The sequence below is a fragment of the Marinibium conchae genome (assembly GCF_015595035.1).
GTDB lineage: Bacteria > Pseudomonadota > Gammaproteobacteria > Enterobacterales > Alteromonadaceae > Glaciecola.
This window is the reverse complement of sequence record NZ_JADNRN010000003.1, coordinates 73,594-92,815: the sequence shown is the minus strand read 5'-3', so window position 1 is coordinate 92,815 and position 19,222 is coordinate 73,594. Positions and strand designations below refer to the sequence as shown.

At 43.5% G+C, this 19,222-nt stretch carries 20 protein-coding genes; 16 read left to right on the top strand and 4 right to left on the bottom strand.

What is annotated here, in order from left to right; genetic code table 11:
• Positions 1–125: 125 nt before the first annotated feature.
• Positions 126–590 carry a chemotaxis protein CheX gene (locus tag ISG33_RS12025; RefSeq protein ID WP_195733874.1) on the bottom strand — a complete coding sequence of 155 codons (465 nt, stop codon included), beginning with the start codon at positions 588–590 and terminating at the stop codon, positions 126–128.
• Positions 591–635: 45 nt separating this feature from the next.
• On the bottom strand, positions 636–1,049 hold the full coding sequence (locus ISG33_RS12020; protein ID WP_195734390.1) for a transcriptional repressor: 414 nt from the start codon (positions 1,047–1,049) through the stop codon (positions 636–638).
• A 227-nt stretch (positions 1,050–1,276) separates the two neighbouring features.
• On the opposite strand from ISG33_RS12020, the gene nudC reads away from it, so the two are divergent.
• From nudC to ISG33_RS11990, 6 genes are all read left to right on the top strand, one after another.
• Positions 1,277–2,083: an NAD(+) diphosphatase gene (gene nudC / locus ISG33_RS12015; protein WP_195733873.1), complete on the top strand. Its 807-nt coding sequence runs from the start codon at positions 1,277–1,279 to the stop codon at positions 2,081–2,083.
• A 58-nt stretch (positions 2,084–2,141) separates the two neighbouring features.
• Positions 2,142–3,206, top strand: coding sequence for a uroporphyrinogen decarboxylase (gene hemE, locus ISG33_RS12010; RefSeq protein WP_195733872.1), 1,065 nt, complete (start codon positions 2,142–2,144; stop codon positions 3,204–3,206).
• Between the two features lie 152 nt (positions 3,207–3,358).
• The gene (locus ISG33_RS12005) at positions 3,359–3,703 is read left to right on the top strand and encodes a hypothetical protein (protein ID WP_195733871.1); all 345 of its coding nucleotides are present in this window, start codon (positions 3,359–3,361) and stop codon (positions 3,701–3,703) included.
• 29 nt (positions 3,704–3,732) lie between these two features.
• Complete coding sequence (locus ISG33_RS12000) at positions 3,733–4,548, top strand: YjgN family protein (protein WP_195733870.1); 816 nt, start codon at positions 3,733–3,735, stop codon at positions 4,546–4,548.
• Positions 4,545–4,919, top strand: coding sequence for a DUF898 family protein (locus ISG33_RS17175; RefSeq protein ID WP_195734389.1), 375 nt, complete (start codon positions 4,545–4,547; stop codon positions 4,917–4,919). Before ISG33_RS12000 ends, ISG33_RS17175 begins: the two co-directional genes overlap by 4 nt.
• Positions 4,920–4,929: 10 nt before the next feature.
• On the top strand, positions 4,930–6,123 hold the full coding sequence (locus ISG33_RS11990; protein ID WP_195733869.1) for a M48 family metallopeptidase: 1,194 nt from the start codon (positions 4,930–4,932) through the stop codon (positions 6,121–6,123).
• A 51-nt stretch (positions 6,124–6,174) separates the two neighbouring features.
• On the opposite strand, the gene ISG33_RS11985 is transcribed toward ISG33_RS11990, so the two are convergent.
• Positions 6,175–6,558 (bottom strand): rhodanese-like domain-containing protein, encoded by a 384-nt coding sequence (locus ISG33_RS11985; RefSeq protein ID WP_195733868.1) that lies wholly within the window; start codon positions 6,556–6,558, stop codon positions 6,175–6,177.
• Positions 6,559–6,835: 277 nt separating this feature from the next.
• Here ISG33_RS11985 and ISG33_RS11980 point away from each other — a divergent pair, with 277 nt between their 5' ends.
• Complete coding sequence (locus ISG33_RS11980; protein ID WP_195733867.1) at positions 6,836–7,312, top strand: YHS domain-containing (seleno)protein; 477 nt, start codon at positions 6,836–6,838, stop codon at positions 7,310–7,312.
• Between the two features lie 109 nt (positions 7,313–7,421).
• On the opposite strand, the gene queG is transcribed toward ISG33_RS11980, so the two are convergent.
• On the bottom strand, positions 7,422–8,627 hold the full coding sequence (gene queG, locus ISG33_RS11975) for a tRNA epoxyqueuosine(34) reductase QueG (RefSeq protein WP_195733866.1): 1,206 nt from the start codon (positions 8,625–8,627) through the stop codon (positions 7,422–7,424).
• A 19-nt stretch (positions 8,628–8,646) separates the two neighbouring features.
• Between queG and ISG33_RS11970 the strand changes: the two genes are divergently transcribed.
• The 9 genes from ISG33_RS11970 to hflC all read left to right on the top strand — a co-directional run bounded on the left by ISG33_RS11970 (position 8,647) and on the right by hflC (position 18,992).
• The gene (locus ISG33_RS11970; RefSeq protein WP_195733865.1) at positions 8,647–10,146 is read left to right on the top strand and encodes an NAD(P)H-hydrate dehydratase; all 1,500 of its coding nucleotides are present in this window, start codon (positions 8,647–8,649) and stop codon (positions 10,144–10,146) included.
• A gap of 24 nt (positions 10,147–10,170) precedes the next feature.
• On the top strand, positions 10,171–10,650 hold the full coding sequence (gene tsaE / locus ISG33_RS11965; protein ID WP_195733864.1) for a tRNA (adenosine(37)-N6)-threonylcarbamoyltransferase complex ATPase subunit type 1 TsaE: 480 nt from the start codon (positions 10,171–10,173) through the stop codon (positions 10,648–10,650).
• 225 nt (positions 10,651–10,875) lie between these two features.
• The gene (locus ISG33_RS11960; RefSeq protein WP_195733863.1) at positions 10,876–12,222 is read left to right on the top strand and encodes an N-acetylmuramoyl-L-alanine amidase; all 1,347 of its coding nucleotides are present in this window, start codon (positions 10,876–10,878) and stop codon (positions 12,220–12,222) included.
• 52 nt (positions 12,223–12,274) lie between these two features.
• Entirely contained in the window at positions 12,275–14,185 is a 1,911-nt protein-coding gene (gene mutL, locus ISG33_RS11955; protein WP_195733862.1) for a DNA mismatch repair endonuclease MutL, read from the top strand.
• Positions 14,181–15,161: a tRNA (adenosine(37)-N6)-dimethylallyltransferase MiaA gene (gene miaA, locus ISG33_RS11950; protein ID WP_370545334.1), complete on the top strand. Its 981-nt coding sequence runs from the start codon at positions 14,181–14,183 to the stop codon at positions 15,159–15,161. The genes mutL and miaA overlap by 5 nt, the downstream gene beginning before the upstream one ends.
• Positions 15,162–15,256: 95 nt before the next feature.
• Entirely contained in the window at positions 15,257–15,502 is a 246-nt protein-coding gene (hfq, locus tag ISG33_RS11945; protein ID WP_195733861.1) for an RNA chaperone Hfq, read from the top strand.
• Positions 15,503–15,574: 72 nt separating this feature from the next.
• Positions 15,575–16,861: a ribosome rescue GTPase HflX gene (gene hflX / locus ISG33_RS11940; RefSeq protein WP_195733860.1), complete on the top strand. Its 1,287-nt coding sequence runs from the start codon at positions 15,575–15,577 to the stop codon at positions 16,859–16,861.
• A 96-nt stretch (positions 16,862–16,957) separates the two neighbouring features.
• Positions 16,958–18,109, top strand: coding sequence for an FtsH protease activity modulator HflK (hflK, locus tag ISG33_RS11935; protein WP_195733859.1), 1,152 nt, complete (start codon positions 16,958–16,960; stop codon positions 18,107–18,109).
• A gap of 1 nt (position 18,110) precedes the next feature.
• Positions 18,111–18,992 (top strand): protease modulator HflC, encoded by an 882-nt coding sequence (hflC, locus tag ISG33_RS11930; RefSeq protein ID WP_195733858.1) that lies wholly within the window; start codon positions 18,111–18,113, stop codon positions 18,990–18,992.
• Positions 18,993–19,222: the final 230 nt, after the last annotated feature.

Genomic DNA, 19,222 nt, shown 5'->3' with positions numbered 1-19,222 from the left:
AATTTATTTTGAGTGTTACTGTGATTAATTATCGCTCACTTTTCTGGCGAATTCCAATATAAAGTCAGAAAATTGGCGGAATTTAGATAATTTTAACGGGATTTTAGCGTTTGTAAGCGTTTTTTCTATGCTTCAAAGCAGATTTCGAGGTAAGCGCTTCCATAATCGCTACTGAAGGTGAGGATGATTTTAGGGCCATTGACTTTATGTTGGATAGAATGATTTGCGCCAGAAACGATAACCGGGACGGCCATTTCGAATTCGTAGCCTTGATCAAACAAGGCCGTTTTTGCACCGCCGCAGATCATATTTGTCATTTCACCAACCATATCACGCACTTCTTCATCTATCGTTGAAGCGGCATCACCCAACATATTTTTCATAATGTTAAAGGCCAAGTCTTTATCGAAGGTTATAGCCATACTGCCTTTAACTTGGGGCCCAACCATGCCAATAATCCCGCTAACGTCACCATAAGAAATGTCATTGGTTTTACGTTTAGGTTTTTCAACGTCAAGTTCGATGGTCGCCATCGTTTTGATCACGTTTTTTAATGAAATAATAAAAGGATTCACAAATTCAACTTTCATGTTGTACTCGGTTGCCTTGTAAATTACTTGCCATCTTTTCTACCTTTATTGGCATTTTTGACAAACGCCATGCGCCTCTATAGTTTGGCGAACGATTGCAAAGTTGTTCTCAATAGCTTGCGCCTCCAATGTCTCTTTAACGCCTGCTGATTGAATTTCTTGAACGTCACCACAGGTGTCACAAATTAGAAATTGCACAGGATGACTGCAACCAAAGTGGTGACAAGCCATAAAGGCGTTAGTTGACTCAACTTTATGAGCTAGGCCTAAATCCAGAAAGAAGTCTAATGCTCTGTAAACTGTTGGGGGTTTGGCATTGTCCTCTGTTTTTCGTAATTCATCGAGAAGATCATAGGCACCGATAGCAGAGTCTTTGCTAAGCAGTATTTCGTAAACACGCTCTCGTAATGGAGTTAAGCGTGCGCCTTTTGATTCACAAAAAGCCTTTGCTTGCACCATCACTGCTTGGTTTTGCTTAGATAAAGTCAACGCTATTTCCTCTCGAATTTACGGTGAATACGGCTCATGAAGCTTGTAGCAAGCAGTATAACACTGCAAGACGATTGAACAATATCAAAGGTTTGCTTTTTGTCAGTTTTAATGGCCTTATTAGGAGTTACTTAGCGTCATATATTGCTGCGGAAGTGTCATGACCTAATGCGATTTACTTTATATTGAGGTAAGTAATGATTGAAAAAAAGCGTTATTTTGTATTTTCCAATGACCGCCTACTTGTGCCGGTTGATGCTGATTTGAAATTAGGTGTAAAGGTACTGGAATCGTTATCAATAGATGTATTTAGTTCCTATGCTGAGCAGGCAACATCGGTAAAAATAGAGGGCAGCATTGAGCACCATTTAGTGGATACTCAAAAAGAAGAACTGTCGCATGAATCTGTCCGCTCAGTGAGCCTTCGCGAGGCGGTAATGACGATGCCGCGGCAAGATTTTCAACACCTTGCCCAAGCCTGGCAATATACCGTATTTTTGCGTACTCATCAGTTCTGCGGTCGTTGCGGTTCGCGTATGGATCGCGTCAGTTGGGAAATGGCTATGCATTGTCATACCTGCCAGCATCGAAGCTACCCGCGAATATCACCTTGTATTATTGTGGCTATCCGAAAGCAAAACCAAATAATCTTAGCGCAGGGACCTCGACAAAAAGAAGCTGGCTTCTTTTCTATATTGGCAGGTTTTGTAGAGAGTGGAGAAACCCTCGAGGAGGCTGTTCATCGTGAAGTATTTGAAGAGGTGGGTATTAGTATAAAAAATATTGAGTATTTTAACAGTCAACCATGGCCTTTCCCGCATTCATTGATGGTCGGTTTTATTGCGGAGTACGAAAGCGGGGACATCGTTGTCGATGGTAAAGAAATATTAGAAGCACATTGGTTTGATATCGATAAATTGCCGATCGTGCCACCAAAATTTTCCATTGCTGGTCGATTAATTGAGGAAACTCAAAAAAGAATGCTAAGAGATAAGGTACAATAGCCGAAACAGCAAGGAGATTTGTTCTTGCTATCAATATATTTTTGGAGAAGAGTAACGCATGACCCCATTGAAGAACGACAGATATTTAAGAGCCTTATTGAAGCAACCTGTTGATGTCACCCCAGTTTGGATGATGCGTCAGGCTGGGCGTTATCTACCTGAATACAAAGCTACTCGCGCCGAAGCGGGTGACTTCATGGCGTTATGCACCAACCCAGAGTTGGCTTGTGAAGTGACATTGCAACCCCTTCGCCGTTTTCCTCTCGATGCCGCTATTTTGTTCTCTGATATTTTAACGATCCCCGACGCCATGGGTTTGGGACTGTATTTTGAAACAGGTGAGGGGCCTAAATTTAAGCACCCAATTACTGATAAGGCAGGTGTTGATAATCTGCCTGTTCCCGATCCAGAAATGGAACTCAAGTACGTAATGGATGCTGTGCGAACTATTCGTAAAAACCTGAAGGGCGAAGTACCTTTGATTGGTTTCTCTGGAAGCCCATGGACACTTGCTACCTACATGATTGAAGGCGGCTCAAGTAAAGCTTTTACTAAAATCAAGAAAATGGCCTTCGCAGAGCCTGCGATTCTGCACGCATTGTTAGATAAACTGGCCGACTCAGTTATTTTATATTTGAATGCGCAAATAGCAGCCGGCGCGCAATCAGTAATGATCTTCGATACTTGGGGTGGTGTGTTGAGTCCTCGTGACTATAAGCTTTTCTCACTACAATACATGGAAAAAATTGTTGCAGGGCTTACCCGAGAGTATGAAGGCCAGAAGGTCCCTGTTACCCTATTCACAAAGAACGCAGGTATGTGGCTTGAGTCTATCGCTGCAACCGGATGTGATGCCGTTGGTTTGGACTGGACAATCGACATCGCTGATGCGAAAGCACGAATAGGTAATAAAGTAGCCTTGCAGGGGAATATGGACCCATCCATTTTGTATGCACCGGCTCCAAGAATTGAGCAAGAAGTACAAGACATTCTAGCCGGCTTTGGTGAAGGTGAGGGGCATGTGTTTAATTTAGGTCACGGTATTCACCTTGATGTACCACCAGAAAATGCTGGCGTATTTGTTGACGCAGTGCACAAATACAGCGCGCAATACCATAAATAAGTATTGTTAGTATCATTTATCAATTACGGTTAACGCCGCCACTTGCATTATTTCCGTCAACCTTTCAATGGTTGTCGGAAATGCATGATCAAGAAATAGTCACCTAAAAATTATCATGTTAGTATAATGAAATTGAAGGGACTCAAGATTATATGAAACTATCTGTCAAAGCTGCATTGTTATCATGTGTCTTCCTGCCAGGTGCAGGTCACTGGCTATTAGGTCGTCGTGTTTTAGCAGCCACTTTTTCCGTACTCTCCGTGTTAGCCCTTCTCATTGTAATGTCTTACGTATTTAGTGCCACCCAGGCGCTAAGTGAGAAAATTGTGTTGGGAGAAATTCAACCTGAGTTAAGCATTATTGCGCAACATCTTGTTTGTATTTTTACCGAACGCCCGCCCTATGTTAGAACGGCATATTATTGCCTAATTGCTATATGGTTTATAGCATTGGTACATGCCTATCACTTGGGTAGCAAAGAAGAAAAAGTCGACTAGACAATATTTGAAAATGAAAGGATGAAGTAATGCAAGCAGTAAAATTTAATGGAAGCGGATTTGAATATTTTAAGATATGGATAGTGAATATTTTACTTACCATCGTCACTTTGTCGTTATATTACCCGTGGGCAAAAGTACGAAATAATCGTTACTTTTATGCAAACACTCAGGTAGGCAACCACAACTTTGAATATCACGCCACAGGTCGACAACTATTCGTTGGGTATCTCATTTCAGTTGTATTGCTGATTGCTTATATAGTCGTTCAGCAGTTTTCACCTCTTCTTACGGTGGTATTACTTCTTACTTTTTTTGTGGGCTTTCCTTGGATAGTTTGGAAGAGCTTGCAGTTTAATCTAAAAATGAGCAGCTACGCGAATGTTCGTTTTAGTTTTACGGGCGGCTTAGGTGATGCTTACATCAATTTCTTAGCTTTACTGATAGTCGCTTTTATAGCAATGTACGCTGCAATTTTAGTCCCGGGTTTATTAGCTAGCACGATGTTTGTGCATAGCCCAGCCTTGGCCGTGGTCTTATCATTTGTACTATCCGTTGCCTTAGCTTTGCTTGCCGTGTTCGCGTTTGCCTTCAAACGCAAAAAAAATACCGAATACCTCCTCAATAATAGAAAATTTGGCAATACGTCATTTACTACTTCTGTTGAAACCGGCACATTCGTAAAGATATTTCTAAAAACATTCTTTTTAGCCATCTCGATATTTTTTACGATAGGTATACTTATGGCTGTTGTTATTCCTGTGATGATTGGCGCAGGGACGCTGTTTGCTAGCGGTGGTCTAGAGGACCTCGAGAGGGTCTATTTGAGAATTCAAGCTTACTGACTTCTTTCATTATCCCAGTCTACATAGTATTTATTGGCATTGGTTTGCTGATTGCTGCTTATTTAACGGCAAGGGTTAGAAATTACATATATGAGCAAACCGTACTTGACGGAAATATTCGTTTTAAATCAAGCCTATCTGCTCGCGGACTTGCAATGCTTATGTTCACAAACCTACTTATCGTGATATTCACATTGGGGCTCGGAACACCATGGGTTAAGGTAAGACTGGCTCGTTACTATGCGAATAATACACTTGTCGCAGCCGACGTCGACCTCTCCGAATTTGTGAGCATAAAGCAGCAAGAGCAAAGTTCACTGGGTGAGCAAATTGGTGATGCCTTTGACGTTGATATAGGTATTACTTTATAAGGTTGATAAAATGATGAAGATTGATGGCCGACTATATCAAAAAGACAGCGCTGCGAGTGCGGAAGCCAGTTTGTACTATGAGGAAGGTAGCTACACTATTTCTAGCGCTGCAGGCACTAATCACTCGGCAGATATTGGATCGGTCTCAATTAGTAGTCGAATTGGCACGGTTGAACGCAAAATAACCCTTGCAGATGGTACAGTCTTTGCGACTTCAGACAACGATGCTATTGATACTATTGTAAAACAGCAAAAAGGTCTAAACGGCAGTAGTTCTTTTATACACGCCATAGAATCTAAAATGCGATGGGTAGTTGTGGCGCTTTGTGTCACTGTGGTCTTCAGTGTTGCCTTTATCCGTTGGGGAATTCCGGGAGTGAGTTATGCAATCGCCAACTCCCTTCCTCATAGCGTTAACGAGATGATATCTGGCGGTTCGTTTGACTTTCTCGACTCCTACGTTTTTGACGAGAGCTTGCTTGACGAAGAGCGTAAAGCAGAAATAACGCAACGTTTCCACCTACTCGTTGAGGAAGTGATTGAAGCCGACAGCGAGGTTAAATATGAAATCTATTTTAGAGCTTGGGGCGATGAAGAAAAGGGTATTCAAATTCCGAATGCCTTAGCCTTACCCTCTGGTCAAATCATACTTACTGATAAGTTTGTTGAACTGGCGACGACACAGGCCGAAATTGATGCAGTATTGTTACACGAGATTGGTCATGTGACTCATCGTCACGGTTTAAAAATGCTCATTCAAGGTACAATTGTGGCCACCGTTGTTACTCTGGTTGCTGGCGATGCAAGTGCTTTCGCTGATATGGGCCTCGGTTTAGGCTCACTGTTGATGAGTAGTCACTACTCTCGTAAACATGAAACGGAATCAGACCATTATGCCTTTACTCAAATGTTGGCATTAGGAATAGATCCCGCTTCTTTCTCAAGTATCATGGATAAGATGACTACATTTGTTAGTGAGAAAAAAATGGGTACTTTGGTGAAGCAATCTACTGACGATGCTGATGCTGAAGAAGATGTTGAAGAAGCTGCAGAGTTTGAACTCGATGATGGCCGTGAGCTAAGCGTAAAAAAAGAAGAAACAATGTTGGATTACTTGTCATCACATCCAAAAACAGAGGAACGTATTGCACAAGCCAATAGGTTTAGTGCCTGTTTTAAACAAGGTAAGACCGAGTGTGAATAAACAAAAAAGAGCGCTATTGCGCTCTCTTTGACTGCATTGCTCTTCGAAAACTTATTCGGGCTTAACAATTTCCCTACCTTGTTTTTCCCATTCACCAAAGTCGCCATCGAGGTGTACTAGGTTTGTATAGCCTTGCTCTTTTAAAAAATCAATAGCGCGCCCTGCTCGGAAACCAGAACGACAGTACACCACAATTTGCTGATCCTTGTCGCTTAACTTAGAAAACATATCTTCTAAATCCCCTACCGGAATGTTCATTGCTGTTGGAATATGGCCATCGGCATATTCTTTGGGGGTGCGTACGTCGAGTAATATGCGCTCAGTCTTGTCTATTTTTAAAAATTCGTCAGCCGAAATATCCTTTGCAAAAGCAGATGTTACTAATAATGCAGCGCCGAGAAGCGCTACCGAAAGAATTGCTTTTATTGCTCTCATATTCATTATTTCCTCTTGGAGTAAGTTAAGTAATGTGTGGTTTTTACAATGTCTTAGTATTTGTATCTTGGTCTTTTCAATACACTGTTTTTTGTACTATACAAATACTACGACCAAGAAAGTGTTTAGATTTGTGCATAAAAAAGAAATAAATCACATTTTTGGACGAAATGACTCATAATTAGGTTTATGTGGTGCAATTAAATCTGTTGAAAGCCTATCTTATTCTCCGTACTTCAAACAAAAACAACACAAGATTATATACGAGGAATAAAAAATGAGATTTTCTACTTTAGTAAAGACAGGTATTTTCGCTACTTCTATCGCTTTCAGTGCATTCAGCTTTGCCGCTGATGTTGACCATAATGCAGACGCAAATGACGTCGCTATTCAAGGCTATGACACTGTGTCGTATTTCACACCAGGCGCTCCGGTAAAAGGTAGCAATGACTACACTGCTACTTATAAAAATGCCATTTATAAATTTTCAAGTGAAGTCAATCGCGACGCATTTAAAGCTAACCCTGCTAAGTATGCTCCGCAATATGGTGGCTTCTGTGCTTTCGGTGTTACCATGAATCGTAAATTTGATACTGATCCATTGGCTTTCAAAATTGTCGACGACAAATTGTATTTGAACCTAAATACCAACGTTCAACAGCGCTGGCTTACCGACGTAGATGGCTTTATTAACACTGCTGAAGGTAACTGGAGTGGTATAGCCGACAAAACCGACGCAGCATTAGCTGAGTAGTAATACCAGAGCAACATACACTGCTTCTGAAAACATCATCCAGTAGCGTGTACTAAGCACCGCAGTCGGAAGCCCCTCTGATTGCGGTGTTTTCCATTTATACAAAGAGTTAGCTGTGTTTCGGCATGCCTTTTTCAACACTTCTTGCTAATCGGCGTGTTTGGCGGGAAAGCGTCGATGGTGACAATAGCGTCGATAGTTTGTCGTCGCTCTCGGCGTCTTTGCCTTCGGATACAACAACCGACATAAGTTCATTCATCGCCCATTCAACATGCTCCTTGACGAGTTCGCTACAGCCACTCAAGCCTCCTTTTAGAGCATGGATGAGAGCCTCGCGTTCGTGCTCACTTTTCGGTTGAATATTACCAATACCAACTGCTAGGTTACGTTGCCACTTTTCGTATCCAATACGTCGAATCGCAGAGCCTTCAGTATTGGTTAAAAATTGTTCTTCACTCCATGCAAACAGGTCGATCAATGAACGATTGTGCATGTGTTGCCGAGCGAAAAAATCTTTTTCTTTGGTGGTGTCAGCATATTTATTCCACGGGCAAATCAGTTGGCAGTCGTCGCAGCCATATATTCGGTTGCCCATTGCCTTTCGAAATTGCAAAGGAATAGCCTTATCATTTTCTATAGTGAGGTAAGAAATACATTTTTTCGCGTCGACTACATAAGGCGCCACAATAGCCTGAGTCGGGCAAATCGAAATGCACGCAGTACACTTACCGCAATTCTCTTCTACAGGCTCATCGATTGGCAGAGGAAGATTGATAAATAGCTCCCCCAAAAAGAAATATGACCCTGCCTCTTTGTTGATCGTGAGTGAGTGTTTGCCCGTCCAGCCCAGCCCAGCTTTCTCTGCGATGGCATGTTCTAGCACGGGAGCCGAGTCGACAAACGGACGAAAGGACAAATCCTGCGTGTATTCGCTTATTTGATTAGCCAGTTGGCTCAAGCGCTTACGTAGAACTTTGTGATAGTCTCTACCCAAAGCATAGCGACTTATATAAGCGGTAGAGCTCGAACGAAGATTGCTTGCAAAAGAGGCGTCTGGCGGAAGGTAATCCATGCGAACGCTAATAATTCTGAGTGTTCCTGGTAATAATTCAGCAGGGTTTAAGCGTTTTTCGATATTGCGCTCCAAAAAGCTCATATCGCCGTGATAGCCGTTTGCAAGCCAGTCTTTTAGGGCACTTTCATGCTGACTCAGATCAATATCACTGATACCAACTTGCTGAAAGCCTAGCGCCTTTCCCCAAGTCTTGATATTGTTCGCAAGCTGATTTACATCTATCGATTTAATTACGGACATATTCCACGGACACAATCGCATGTTGCATAAAAACACAACTCCAAGTTTAACACAGAAACTCTACCGCGCAGCTCAAGTTAAACATCTTGAGTTAGAAGCCGCAGCAAAAGTAGGAATAACCAAGTTTGAGCTAATGCAACGAGCAGGTAAAGCTGTATTTGAGCGCTGCATATCACTCATGCCTAATACCGATACTTATCTTATTCTAGTCGGGGTCGGTAACAATGCCGGCGACGGTTATATTACGGCACTGAATGCGGTGAACGCAGGTAAAAATGTTATTTTATGCGCGATTGAGCCGGAACGCGAAGTCACAGGTGATGTTGCTAGAGCACAAAAGGCCTGGCTAGATAATGGTGGCAAAGTAGAAGCTTTTGACGCTGCTATGCTAGAGCGTTGCGATTTGGTCATCGATGCGTTATTGGGTATCGGTATTGTTGGCCTTATACGTAATGAATTTGCCGACGTTATTGACTCAATTAACAGCTCAGGTATTCCAGTGGTGAGTATCGATTTACCAAGCGGCTTAGACGCGGATACTGGGGAATCCTTAGGGCGCTGCATTCAAGCCGATATTACCATCACATTTATCGGCATTAAGTTGGGCTTAACTACAGGGGCGGGCAAGCAGTCGTGTGGAAAACTCATTTTTGAAGATTTAGGCATAGGCAAAGCGTTCTCCGACATAGCCAGAAGCGATGCTAATGCACTCGACATCGCTCATTTTAAAGGGTTAGCACCACGACCCGTGCACAGTCACAAAGGCAGTTATGGGCGCTTGCTTTGTATTGGTGGTAATGCTGGAATGGCGGGGGCTATCAGACTGAGTGCTGAGGCTGCACTTCGCAGCGGTACTGGCTTGGTGAAGGTGTATGCTCATGAAGGCTCAAAAATACAAATAAGTGCTGGGCGCCCCGAGTTAATGGTAACCTCAAGTGGCTTGAAAGCGGCATTGGAATGGGCTACTTGCATCGTTATAGGTCCTGGCCTAGGCCAAGATCAATGGAGTAAGGATACTTTTAATGAAGTCTTGGCATACTGCCAAGAAAACCCTAAGCCGATGGTTATCGACGCTGATGCCTTAAACGTGATGGCAAGCACGGCATCTTTTGTGACTATTGATGATTGCGTCATCACTCCTCACAGTGGCGAAGCTGCTCGACTCCTCAGTGTAAGTGTAGAAGAAGTCGAAAATAACCGTTTTGTGTTTGCACGCCAATGCGCCGAGAGGTATCACGCAACTTGCGTACTTAAAGGTGCTGGGACTATTATAGACGACGAGCAAGATTCTTGGGTATGTCGTCATGGAAACCCCGGTATGGCAACAGCTGGAATGGGCGATGTGCTCACAGGTATTATAGGTTCTTTAATGGCCCAAGGGGTTGCGACTAACCTAGCTTGTCAGTATGGTGTATCGCTCCATGCAAAGGCTGGTGACCTAGTTGCAGAAGAAAAAGGGCAGCGAGGGCTTCTCGCGAGCGATCTGTTTGACACAGTTCGTTATTTAATCAACGAATAAATGTAATTAAGGGTAACAGCGCGAATGGCAACAGCAACTTTTGTAGCGTCGAGTGAAGCGCAAACGAACATCTTAGCGAAAACCTTTGCAAGGGCCATTACAAGTAAAAAACTTGGCGGTACCACCTTATTTTTAGAAGGTACTTTGGGAGCAGGAAAAACAACTTTTAGTCGTCATTTTCTGCATTCTCTTGGCCATTCTGGCAGCGTAAAAAGTCCAACCTACACTCTGGTAGAGCCCTATGAAATTGGTGAATTAAAGCTGTTTCATTTTGACTTATATCGCTTAGCAGACCCAGAAGAACTCGAGTTCATGGGGATTAGGGACTACTTTAATGACGACAGTCTATGTTTAATTGAGTGGCCCGACCGAGGTTGGGGCTTATTGCCCGATGCCGACATCAATATTGCCATTGAAGTTGTTCAAAAAGAGCGCGTTTTTAGTCTAAGTTCAAATACGCAAAAAGGTGAGGAAATTTTACGTTCACTCTCATTTTGTGATTAAAGCGCTTGGTTATTAAAGCCTATATAAGTAGTTAGAATTATCCGTGGAAAAGCGTCTTCATCCTGTTCTGTGTGATTGATATAAATTATGATACTCTTTAGCGCCATAGGAGCTGAGTTTTATATCTTTCATAAACCCGAACTTATCGGGGTTTTCATACTCAAAGTTCACTGAACAATTGGCACATAGATTTTGGTCACAAAAGCACGGATAAAAAGCAATCGGATGAAGAAGTTTAACATAGCAGGTCGAATATTCGGTGTTTTGCTAATCAGTTTTATTAGCATGTTTTTGCACGCCCAATCGTATGCTCAGTCGCAAAGCGATGTTACTGGCATGAGGGTGTCTCCTAGCAGAGACTCCACACGCGTTGTGTTGGATGTGTCAAAGCAAACCTCCTTCTCCTACTTTAAATTAACATCCCCCGAGAGATTGGTCATAGATTTAAAAAATACGAATCGTGACTTTGATTTTTCAAAAATACCCAACGATAGCAACTTAATAAAAAAAATAAGGCACTCAACACCTAAGTCGAAAAGTGACATGCGAATGGTAATTGAGCTCAACAAGCCAATAGATCCTAGCATGTTTACGCTAACACCTAGCGCAGAGTTTGGACATCGAGTCGTGATTGATTTGAAAGATCCTAATCCTGCTCCTGTGCTCACTAATACGGCCGCTCCGAAGCGTGACAAAGATATTATTGTAGTAATCGATGCAGGCCATGGTGGCAATGACCCTGGCTCAATTGGCCCTAAAGGTACCTACGAAAAAAATATTACCTTGAGTATTAGTAAGATGCTCGAGAAAAAAATAAATGATGAGCCTGGGCTAAAAGCAGTAATGACTCGCAGTGGTGACTACTACATTAGCCCCAATGACCGCCCCAGTGTCGCAACAAAAGCAAATGCCGATTTATTGGTATCAATTCACGCTGATGCATTTACCACTCCTCAGCCGCGAGGCGGTTCCGTATGGGTCTTGTCTAAAGGCAGAGCCGACAGTGAACTCGGTCGGTTGCTGGAACGAACAGAGAGAGATTCTCAGTTGCTAGGTTCGGCAGCTGATGTGATTGGCGACCGAGACACCGAGCGCTACTTCGCCGAGACTATTTTTAATATGTCGATGGATTTATCGCGGGCTTCAAGCTACGACATTAGCAACAAGGTCATAAACGAAATGAAGAAAGTGACGCGCATGCACAAAAAAGTACCTCAAAGCGCCAGTTTAGCTGTACTCACTGCACCCGAAACACCGTCTATATTGGTTGAGGTAGGCTTTATTTCAAATCCTCAAGAAGAGAAGAACTTAAACTGGCGAGCTTATCGACAGCAACTGGCTGATTCTCTATTCACGTCTATTAAACGCTATTTCAGAAATGCGCCACCTGAAGGCACTTTGTGGGCTCAAGAACGAGATGCTGCGCCCAGAACCCACACAGTTCAAAGCGGCGACTCACTGTCAGTATTAGCCCAGCGCTATAATGTTTCGTTAACGAAATTAAAGACTGAAAATAACCTGAAAAGTGACTTGGTCAGAATCGGGCAAGTATTAACCATACCCCGCGATTAGCGTCAATGACGCTTTCATTCTCTGTATCAATAACAATGGTAAGCACAGAATAATGACTATCAAAACCCTCCCTGCAAGACTAGCAAACCAGATCGCCGCCGGAGAAGTGGTTGAGCGTCCGGCTTCGGTGATCAAAGAGTTGGTCGAAAACAGTATTGACGCAGGCGCGACTGATATATTGGTAGAGCTTGAGCGTGGTGGGCATAAACGCATGCTCATTCGCGATAACGGTAAGGGTATTCCGAAAGATCAGCTTGGATTAGCGCTCAGCCGCCATGCAACCAGTAAGATAGAAGATATCGATGATTTGGAGTCAATTACTAGCTTGGGTTTTCGCGGCGAAGCACTAGCGAGTATTAGCTCTGTGAGTCGCCTTAGCTTAAGCTCAAAAACCGAAGAACAAAGCGAAGCTTGGCAAGCCCATTGTGAAGGCCGCGAAATGGATATAGAGCTAAATCCAACGGCTCATCCTAAGGGAACATCAGTAGAGGTATTAGACTTATTTTTTAATACTCCCGCCAGGCGCAAATTCCTCAAAGCCGAAAAAACTGAATTTCAGCATGTGGACGAAATGCTCAAACGGATTGCCTTAAGTCATTTCCATGTTGCTTTCACTCTAAAACATAATGGCAAGGTCATTCATCGTCTACCTGCACTGAGTGAAGAGCTACAGCATAAACGCCTAGCTGCCATATGTGGGCAAGGTTTCTTGCAGCAGAGTATTCCGGTTTTAGGTGAATTTGAGGGGGTTAAGATTTGGGGGTGGTGTAATGCAGTCGGCAAAGGGCGTAGAACTAACGATCTGCAATATAGCTTTGTAAATGGTCGGATGATGAAAGACCGCGTTATTATTCACGCTATCAAACAAGCCTTCGAAGGGATGATAGATGCACAAAGCTACCCAGCATTTGTGCTTTATATCGAAATGCCTGCCAACGAACTCGACGTAAATGTACACCCCGCAAAACATGAGGTGCGCTTTCATAAAACTCGTCAAGTACACGATGTTATTTATAAAAGTGTATCTGATGCCTTGCTACACAGTGTCGACACTGAAGCGATGGAGTTTAGTGAAAATCCAGCTGAGGCAGATACTCCACACACTAACAGCACGCCACCTTTGTTCGAGCAGCCTAAACATGGTTACCAAAAGGATGTTGACCAAAAGCACAGTGCTCTGTCTCAAGTTGCGCATAACAATACCGATTATATCGTGCCCTTAGCCGCCACGAGGGCAGACTCACAATCGCACTCGGTGTCAGCCCAGTTTAGACCCCAACAGCATGGTTTTCAGGGCAAACAAACAAGTGGAAGTTATAAGGCTAAGGCTAGCGTTCCTGCAGCAGCATCGGCGAGCTACCAAAACCTGATGAGCAGATCTGACAGCCAACTCGACCCAAAAGCGTCATCGTCAACGAACTCTGCTGAGCCCAACATATCGAGTGCGGGTGGATGGATATTAACCGCAGACAACCGCATGTTATTTACTGAAGATAAGACAGTGCAGTTACTTCCAAGCTTTATTGTGCCCGCGACAGTGTTGTGTAAACAAGTGCTAGCTTCGCAAGTTCAGCAACCTTTACTTATGCCGGTATCGGTAAAACAAGAAGGTGATGTCGCCAATATAGAGCGACTGGAAAGCTTAGGGTTTGATATTAAACAGCAAATGCAAAAATGGATTTTAAAGCAAGTACCTGCAGCACTTAGGCACTTGCCGTGGGTATCGATTTTTCCAGCATTACTTGGTCACGACGAAGCTTTCCAATCGAACGAGGAATTATTACAGTTTCTGTGTTATCAGTGGGCTAAGTCTTCTAATTTTAGCCATGTTGAGCTTGGTCATTATTTGGCAGCATTAAGCACAAGTGAAATAGTTGCTTTAATTGCAGAGTATGCAACCGAACTGACCCTTCCAGAGCCAGCTCCATTATTTAATAGCCAAGTAACATCCAGTGAACATTAATAGACCTAGCCAGCCCCAAAGTGACCATGCCGATTTTGCTGAGAGCAGCTTTCCCAAGGTTATTTCTCTTATGGGGCCGACCGCGTCCGGAAAAACAGCGCTGGCAATCGAGCTTGCTAAGCGCATCGACGGAGAAGTCATCTCGGTTGATTCTGCCCTTATTTACAAAGGCATGGATATTGGCACTGCAAAGCCAGATAGTGCAGAGATGCGCGGCGTAAAGCATTGGCTTATCGATATTATTGAGCCACATGAGGTTTATTCAGTGGCTGAATTTAGGCGCGATGCAGTGGCTTGCATTGAGGACATTGTGTCTCGGGGAAAAGTGCCAATATTAGCGGGCGGCACCATGATGTATTTCAATGCCCTAATAAAAGGTTTGTCGCCTTTGCCAAACGCCAACGCTGAGCTGCGAAAAGACATTCAGGAAATGATAGATCGTGATGGTCTGCAAGCTGCTCACCAATATTTAGCGAGTTTTGATGCGCAAAGTGCCCAAAGAATCCATGAAAATGACCCTCAGCGAATCATGCGCGCCATTGAAGTGTATCGTTTAACGGGGAAAACGATGACCTTCCTGCAATCGGTTAAACCGCCGCAACTGCCGTATGAGTTTATTCAGTTTAGCTTGATGCCGAGTCAACGTGAGCACTTGCATGAGCGCATTGCCCAACGCTTTGATCAAATGTTACAGAATAAATTTGAACAAGAAGTAGAAGCTTTGTGCAAAGACACAAGGCTGCATGCCGATTTACCTTCAATTCGCAGTGTGGGCTACCGGCAAATGTGGCAATATTTGCACGGAGAGTATGGCGAAGGCGAGAAAGCACATTCAGAAATGCGTGAAAAAGGAATTATTGCCACACGACAACTGGCTAAAAGACAAATCACTTGGCTTAGGTCTTGGGATGGCGCAACTGAGCTGTTAACGGGTGATGAACAAAATATGAACTTGATTTTGCACAGGATCTCGTAAAATCGGTACATATTAGTGGCGCAATGGTATACACTGGAGATAGTGAAGCAATTCAATAATAATTAAAAACATAATAATAAGAGTAAGGATCGCACATGGCTAAAGGTCAATCACTACAAGACCCCTTCTTAAATGCACTGAGGAAAGAGCGTATTCCAGTGTCTATCTATCTTGTTAATGGCATTAAATTGCAAGGCCAAGTTGAGTCGTTTGACCAATTCGTAATCTTGCTTAAAAATACAGTAAGCCAAATGGTTTACAAGCATGCTATATCAACGGTGGTGCCTGCTCGCGCTATTGTTATGCCAACCTCTGGCGACGGTGAATCACAAGGCGAATAAGCGAAGACTCCGTTGTATGTCAGGATTTGGTAGTTGTTGTTCTAATTCCAATTATTATTAACGGAGCCCTATTTGTTTGATCGTTATGAAGCCGGTGAACAGGCCGTTTTAGTTCATGTTGATTTTTCCGACGAAAGTAACAAAGAAGATGTCAACGAACTTCAGATGCTAGTCAGTTCAGCCGGCGTGAAGACCGCATCAATTATCTCAACTTCGCGCAGCGTGCCTCATGCTAAGTACTTTATTGGCAGCGGCAAGGCACAAGAAATAGCCGATACAGTGCAGGCAATCGGAGCAGATGTGGTTATTTTTAACCATCAGCTATCACCCTCTCAAGAACGAAACCTTGAGGCGCTAATCTGTTGTCGTGTGCTCGACCGCACTAGCCTTATCTTAGATATTTTTGCGCAACGTGCTCGCACCCACGAAGGTAAGTTGCAAGTTGAGCTGGCTCAGTTACGCCACTTATCAACGCGATTAATACGAGGCTGGACTCACCTAGAACGTCAAAAAGGTGGAATTGGCCTTCGCGGCCCAGGTGAAACCCAACTTGAAACCGATAGACGTTTATTGCGCGGCAGAATCAAAGCCATATTAAAACGCTTGGCAAAGGTGCAGAAGCAACGCGAACAAGGCAGAAGATCGCGTAAGCGCGCTGAAATACCGACCGTGTCATTGGTGGGCTATACCAATGCGGGTAAATCGACTTTATTTAATACTATTACCGACGCCGGTGTTTATGCTGCTGATCAGCTCTTTGCGACGCTCGATCCGACTCTGCGAAAGATTGAGTTGGCTGAAGTAGGTCAGGCGATACTTGCTGATACAGTGGGCTTTATTCGTCATTTGCCACATGACTTAGTTGCCGCGTTTAAAGCAACACTGCAAGAAACTCAAGAAGCTGATATTTTGCTGCACGTAATCGATTATGCTGACGAACAGTACTTAGAAAACATCGATCAAGTAAACGAAGTTCTCGATGAAATAGATGCTGGTGACGTGCCTCAGCTTATCATATGTAACAAAATTGACCGCCTTGAAGGCGTGGATCCCAAAATTGACAGAGACGAAAATGGTAAGCCGATTCGTGTTTGGGTATCAGCTCAGCAAGGTTTAGGGATTGATTTATTAAAAACTGCCCTCACTGAATGTTTAAGCAAGGCTATGGTGGAGCACAATTTAAAAATTCCACCAAATGAGGGCAGGTTGCGAGGAATACTCTATAATCTAAATTGTATTCTAGACCAAAGCTATTCCGATGACGGAGATTGGCTTGTTGAGGTTAAAATGCTTGAAAGTGATTGGCACAAGATTGACAAACAACTTGAGCATCGTTTAACTGAGTACGTAATTCAGTAGTTAGACTAAAATTTTACAAGTTATTTTGCTCTATCGAAAATCTATTCGATTGAGCTGTGCGTATTTATATTGAGACTTTACTAACGGAGTAAATATATGGCTTGGAACGAGCCGGGTGGTGATAAAAACGACCCTTGGAAAAACCGCGGTGGCAAAGAGCAAGGTCCACCTGATTTAGACGACGTACTGAAAAACCTATTTGGGAAATTTGGTAAAGCCGGTGGCGGCGGTAGCGGAAAGAGCTATACCGGCATGGGTATAGGATTACTTTTAGTAATATTAGCCGTTATTTGGGCACTTAGTGGTTTCTACACCATTAAGGAAGCAGAGCGTGGCGTGTTACTTCGCTTCGGTGAAAATACCGGCGTGCTGGCTCAACCTGGTTTAAGCTGGAAAATGACCTTCATCGACGAGGTTATCCCCGTTAATGTACAAAGCATTCGCGACCAAGGTTCTGCGGGTAACATGCTAACTGAAGACGAGAACATGGTAAGAGTTGAAATGGAAATGCAGTATCGAATTTCTGACCCTTACCAATGGACTTTCTCAGTCACCGATCCAGAAATGAGTTTGAGTCAAGCGCTCGACAGTGCGATTCGCTACGTCGTGGGTCACACAAAAATGGACGACATACTAACAGATGGTCGTGAAACTGCGCGCCAGAGGGTGCGTGACGAGCTTGAAGATATCATCGCAGCCTATAACATTGGCGTCGCAATTATTGATATGAACTTTAAAGATGCCCGTCCGCCACAAGAAGTGAAGGCTGCTTTCGATGACGCTATTGCCGCTCAAGAGGATGAGGTGCGCTTCATTCGTGAAGCTGAGGCCTATGCAAGAGAGCTCGAGCCAAAGGCACGTGGACAAGTCAATCGTATGAATGAAGAAGCACAAGCTTACAAAGAGCGTTCAATATTAGAAGCTCAAGGTGAAGTTGCACGTTTCGAAGAATTATTACCACAATATCGTGCAGCACCTGAGGTAACTCGCCAGCGTATCTACTTAGAAACAATGGAGCACGTATTTTCGAGCACAAGTAAGATCATGGTTGATACTGAAGGTAGCGGCAACATGATGTACTTACCTTTGGATAAAATAATGGAGCGTCAAAACGTGCAAACACAAGCACAACGTGACCAAGCCAAGAATACCTTAGAAGGCTTACGTAGTTCGGCTGAGTCAGACAATACGCAAACGCGCATTCAAAGCTCAAACATACGTTCAACTAGCAGACAAGGGAGAAACTAGAATGAAAAATTTACTAGCAGTTGTTGTCGTTATCATTTTAGCGATTGGCTATGGTTCTTTGTTTGTCGTGAAAGAAGGCACTAAAAGTATTGTTGTTCGTTTTGGTAAAGTACTTCAAGACGAGCAAGGTGTGACAGAAGTATACGAGCCTGGTTTACACTTTAAAATGCCGTTTTTCGACCAAGTAAAACGCCTTGATGCGCGCATTCAAACGCTTGATGAGCAACCCGATCGCTTCGTGACTATTGAGAAAGAAGATTTGATCGTTGATTCTTATGTGAAATGGAAGATTCAAGACTTTGAACGCTATTATCTCTCAACAGGCGGCGATAGATTTCAGGCCGAAACCTTATTGAAGCAAAAGGTCAACAATGGTCTTCGTTCTGAGTTTGGTTCACGAACTATTAAACAGATTGTATCTGGCGAGCGAAGTGAGCTAATGGACGAAGCCATGGAGCAGGCCTCTGGAAGCTCAGATGAGCTAGGTATTGAGATTGTTGATGTGAGAGTAAAGCAAATCAACCTTCCTACTGAAATCAGTGAGTCTATATTCAACCGCATGCGCTCTGAACGTGCTGCAGCAGCGAGAGAGTATCGCTCTGAAGGTCGAGAGCAGGGCGAAATTATTCGCGCTAATATCGATGCCAAGGTAACTATTATGCTTGCCGACGCCGAGAGAAACGCTCGACAGCTTCGTGGTGAGGGTGATGCTCAATCTGCAAAGATATATGCTGAAACTTTCTCCAAAGACGCAGAGTTTTATTCGTTCTTGAGAAGCATGGATGCCTACAGAAACAGCTTCAATAGCAAGCAAGACGTGCTAGTACTTGAGCCTGATAGCGATTTCTTCAAGTATTTGAATTCTCAAAGCGGTAAGCAGTAAATACTGCTAGTTTACTAAGCTTTGACCTTAAAAAGCCCAACTCTTTCGAAAGTGTTGGGTTTTTTTATACCTGCTAGAAAGTAGTCGATATCAGGAAATTCTCTTTTGGCCGATACATAGCGATAGTAACACGTGTGTTGATGCGTGCCGTCGAAGCGCCTGTACCTCAATGCTATCTATTTAAATGCTATGCACTTAAAAGCGATGCACTTAAAAGCAATGCTCTAACT

Excerpts from the sequence above, each read along its gene's own strand:
- hemE (WP_195733872.1), top strand. The coding sequence starts at position 2,142 with ATGACCCCATTGAAGAACGACAGATATTTAAGAGCCTTATTGAAGCAA.
- ISG33_RS11990 (WP_195733869.1), top strand. The coding sequence starts at position 4,930 with ATGATGAAGATTGATGGCCGACTATATCAAAAAGACAGCGCTGCGAGT.
- ISG33_RS11980 (WP_195733867.1), top strand. The coding sequence starts at position 6,836 with ATGAGATTTTCTACTTTAGTAAAGACAGGTATTTTCGCTACTTCTATC.
- hflC (WP_195733858.1), top strand. The coding sequence starts at position 18,111 with ATGAAAAATTTACTAGCAGTTGTTGTCGTTATCATTTTAGCGATTGGC.
- tsaE (WP_195733864.1), top strand. The coding sequence starts at position 10,171 with ATGGCAACAGCAACTTTTGTAGCGTCGAGTGAAGCGCAAACGAACATC.
- nudC (WP_195733873.1), top strand. The coding sequence starts at position 1,277 with ATGATTGAAAAAAAGCGTTATTTTGTATTTTCCAATGACCGCCTACTT.
- queG (WP_195733866.1), bottom strand. The coding sequence starts at position 8,627 with ATGTCCGTAATTAAATCGATAGATGTAAATCAGCTTGCGAACAATATC.
- mutL (WP_195733862.1), top strand. The coding sequence starts at position 12,275 with ATGACTATCAAAACCCTCCCTGCAAGACTAGCAAACCAGATCGCCGCC.
- ISG33_RS12005 (WP_195733871.1), top strand. The coding sequence starts at position 3,359 with ATGAAACTATCTGTCAAAGCTGCATTGTTATCATGTGTCTTCCTGCCA.
- ISG33_RS12020 (WP_195734390.1), bottom strand. The coding sequence starts at position 1,049 with ATGGTGCAAGCAAAGGCTTTTTGTGAATCAAAAGGCGCACGCTTAACT.
- ISG33_RS12000 (WP_195733870.1), top strand. The coding sequence starts at position 3,733 with ATGCAAGCAGTAAAATTTAATGGAAGCGGATTTGAATATTTTAAGATA.
- ISG33_RS11960 (WP_195733863.1), top strand. The coding sequence starts at position 10,876 with ATGAAGAAGTTTAACATAGCAGGTCGAATATTCGGTGTTTTGCTAATC.
- ISG33_RS11970 (WP_195733865.1), top strand. The coding sequence starts at position 8,647 with ATGTTGCATAAAAACACAACTCCAAGTTTAACACAGAAACTCTACCGC.
- ISG33_RS12025 (WP_195733874.1), bottom strand. The coding sequence starts at position 590 with ATGAAAGTTGAATTTGTGAATCCTTTTATTATTTCATTAAAAAACGTG.
- hflK (WP_195733859.1), top strand. The coding sequence starts at position 16,958 with ATGGCTTGGAACGAGCCGGGTGGTGATAAAAACGACCCTTGGAAAAAC.
- hfq (WP_195733861.1), top strand. The coding sequence starts at position 15,257 with ATGGCTAAAGGTCAATCACTACAAGACCCCTTCTTAAATGCACTGAGG.
- ISG33_RS11985 (WP_195733868.1), bottom strand. The coding sequence starts at position 6,558 with ATGAGAGCAATAAAAGCAATTCTTTCGGTAGCGCTTCTCGGCGCTGCA.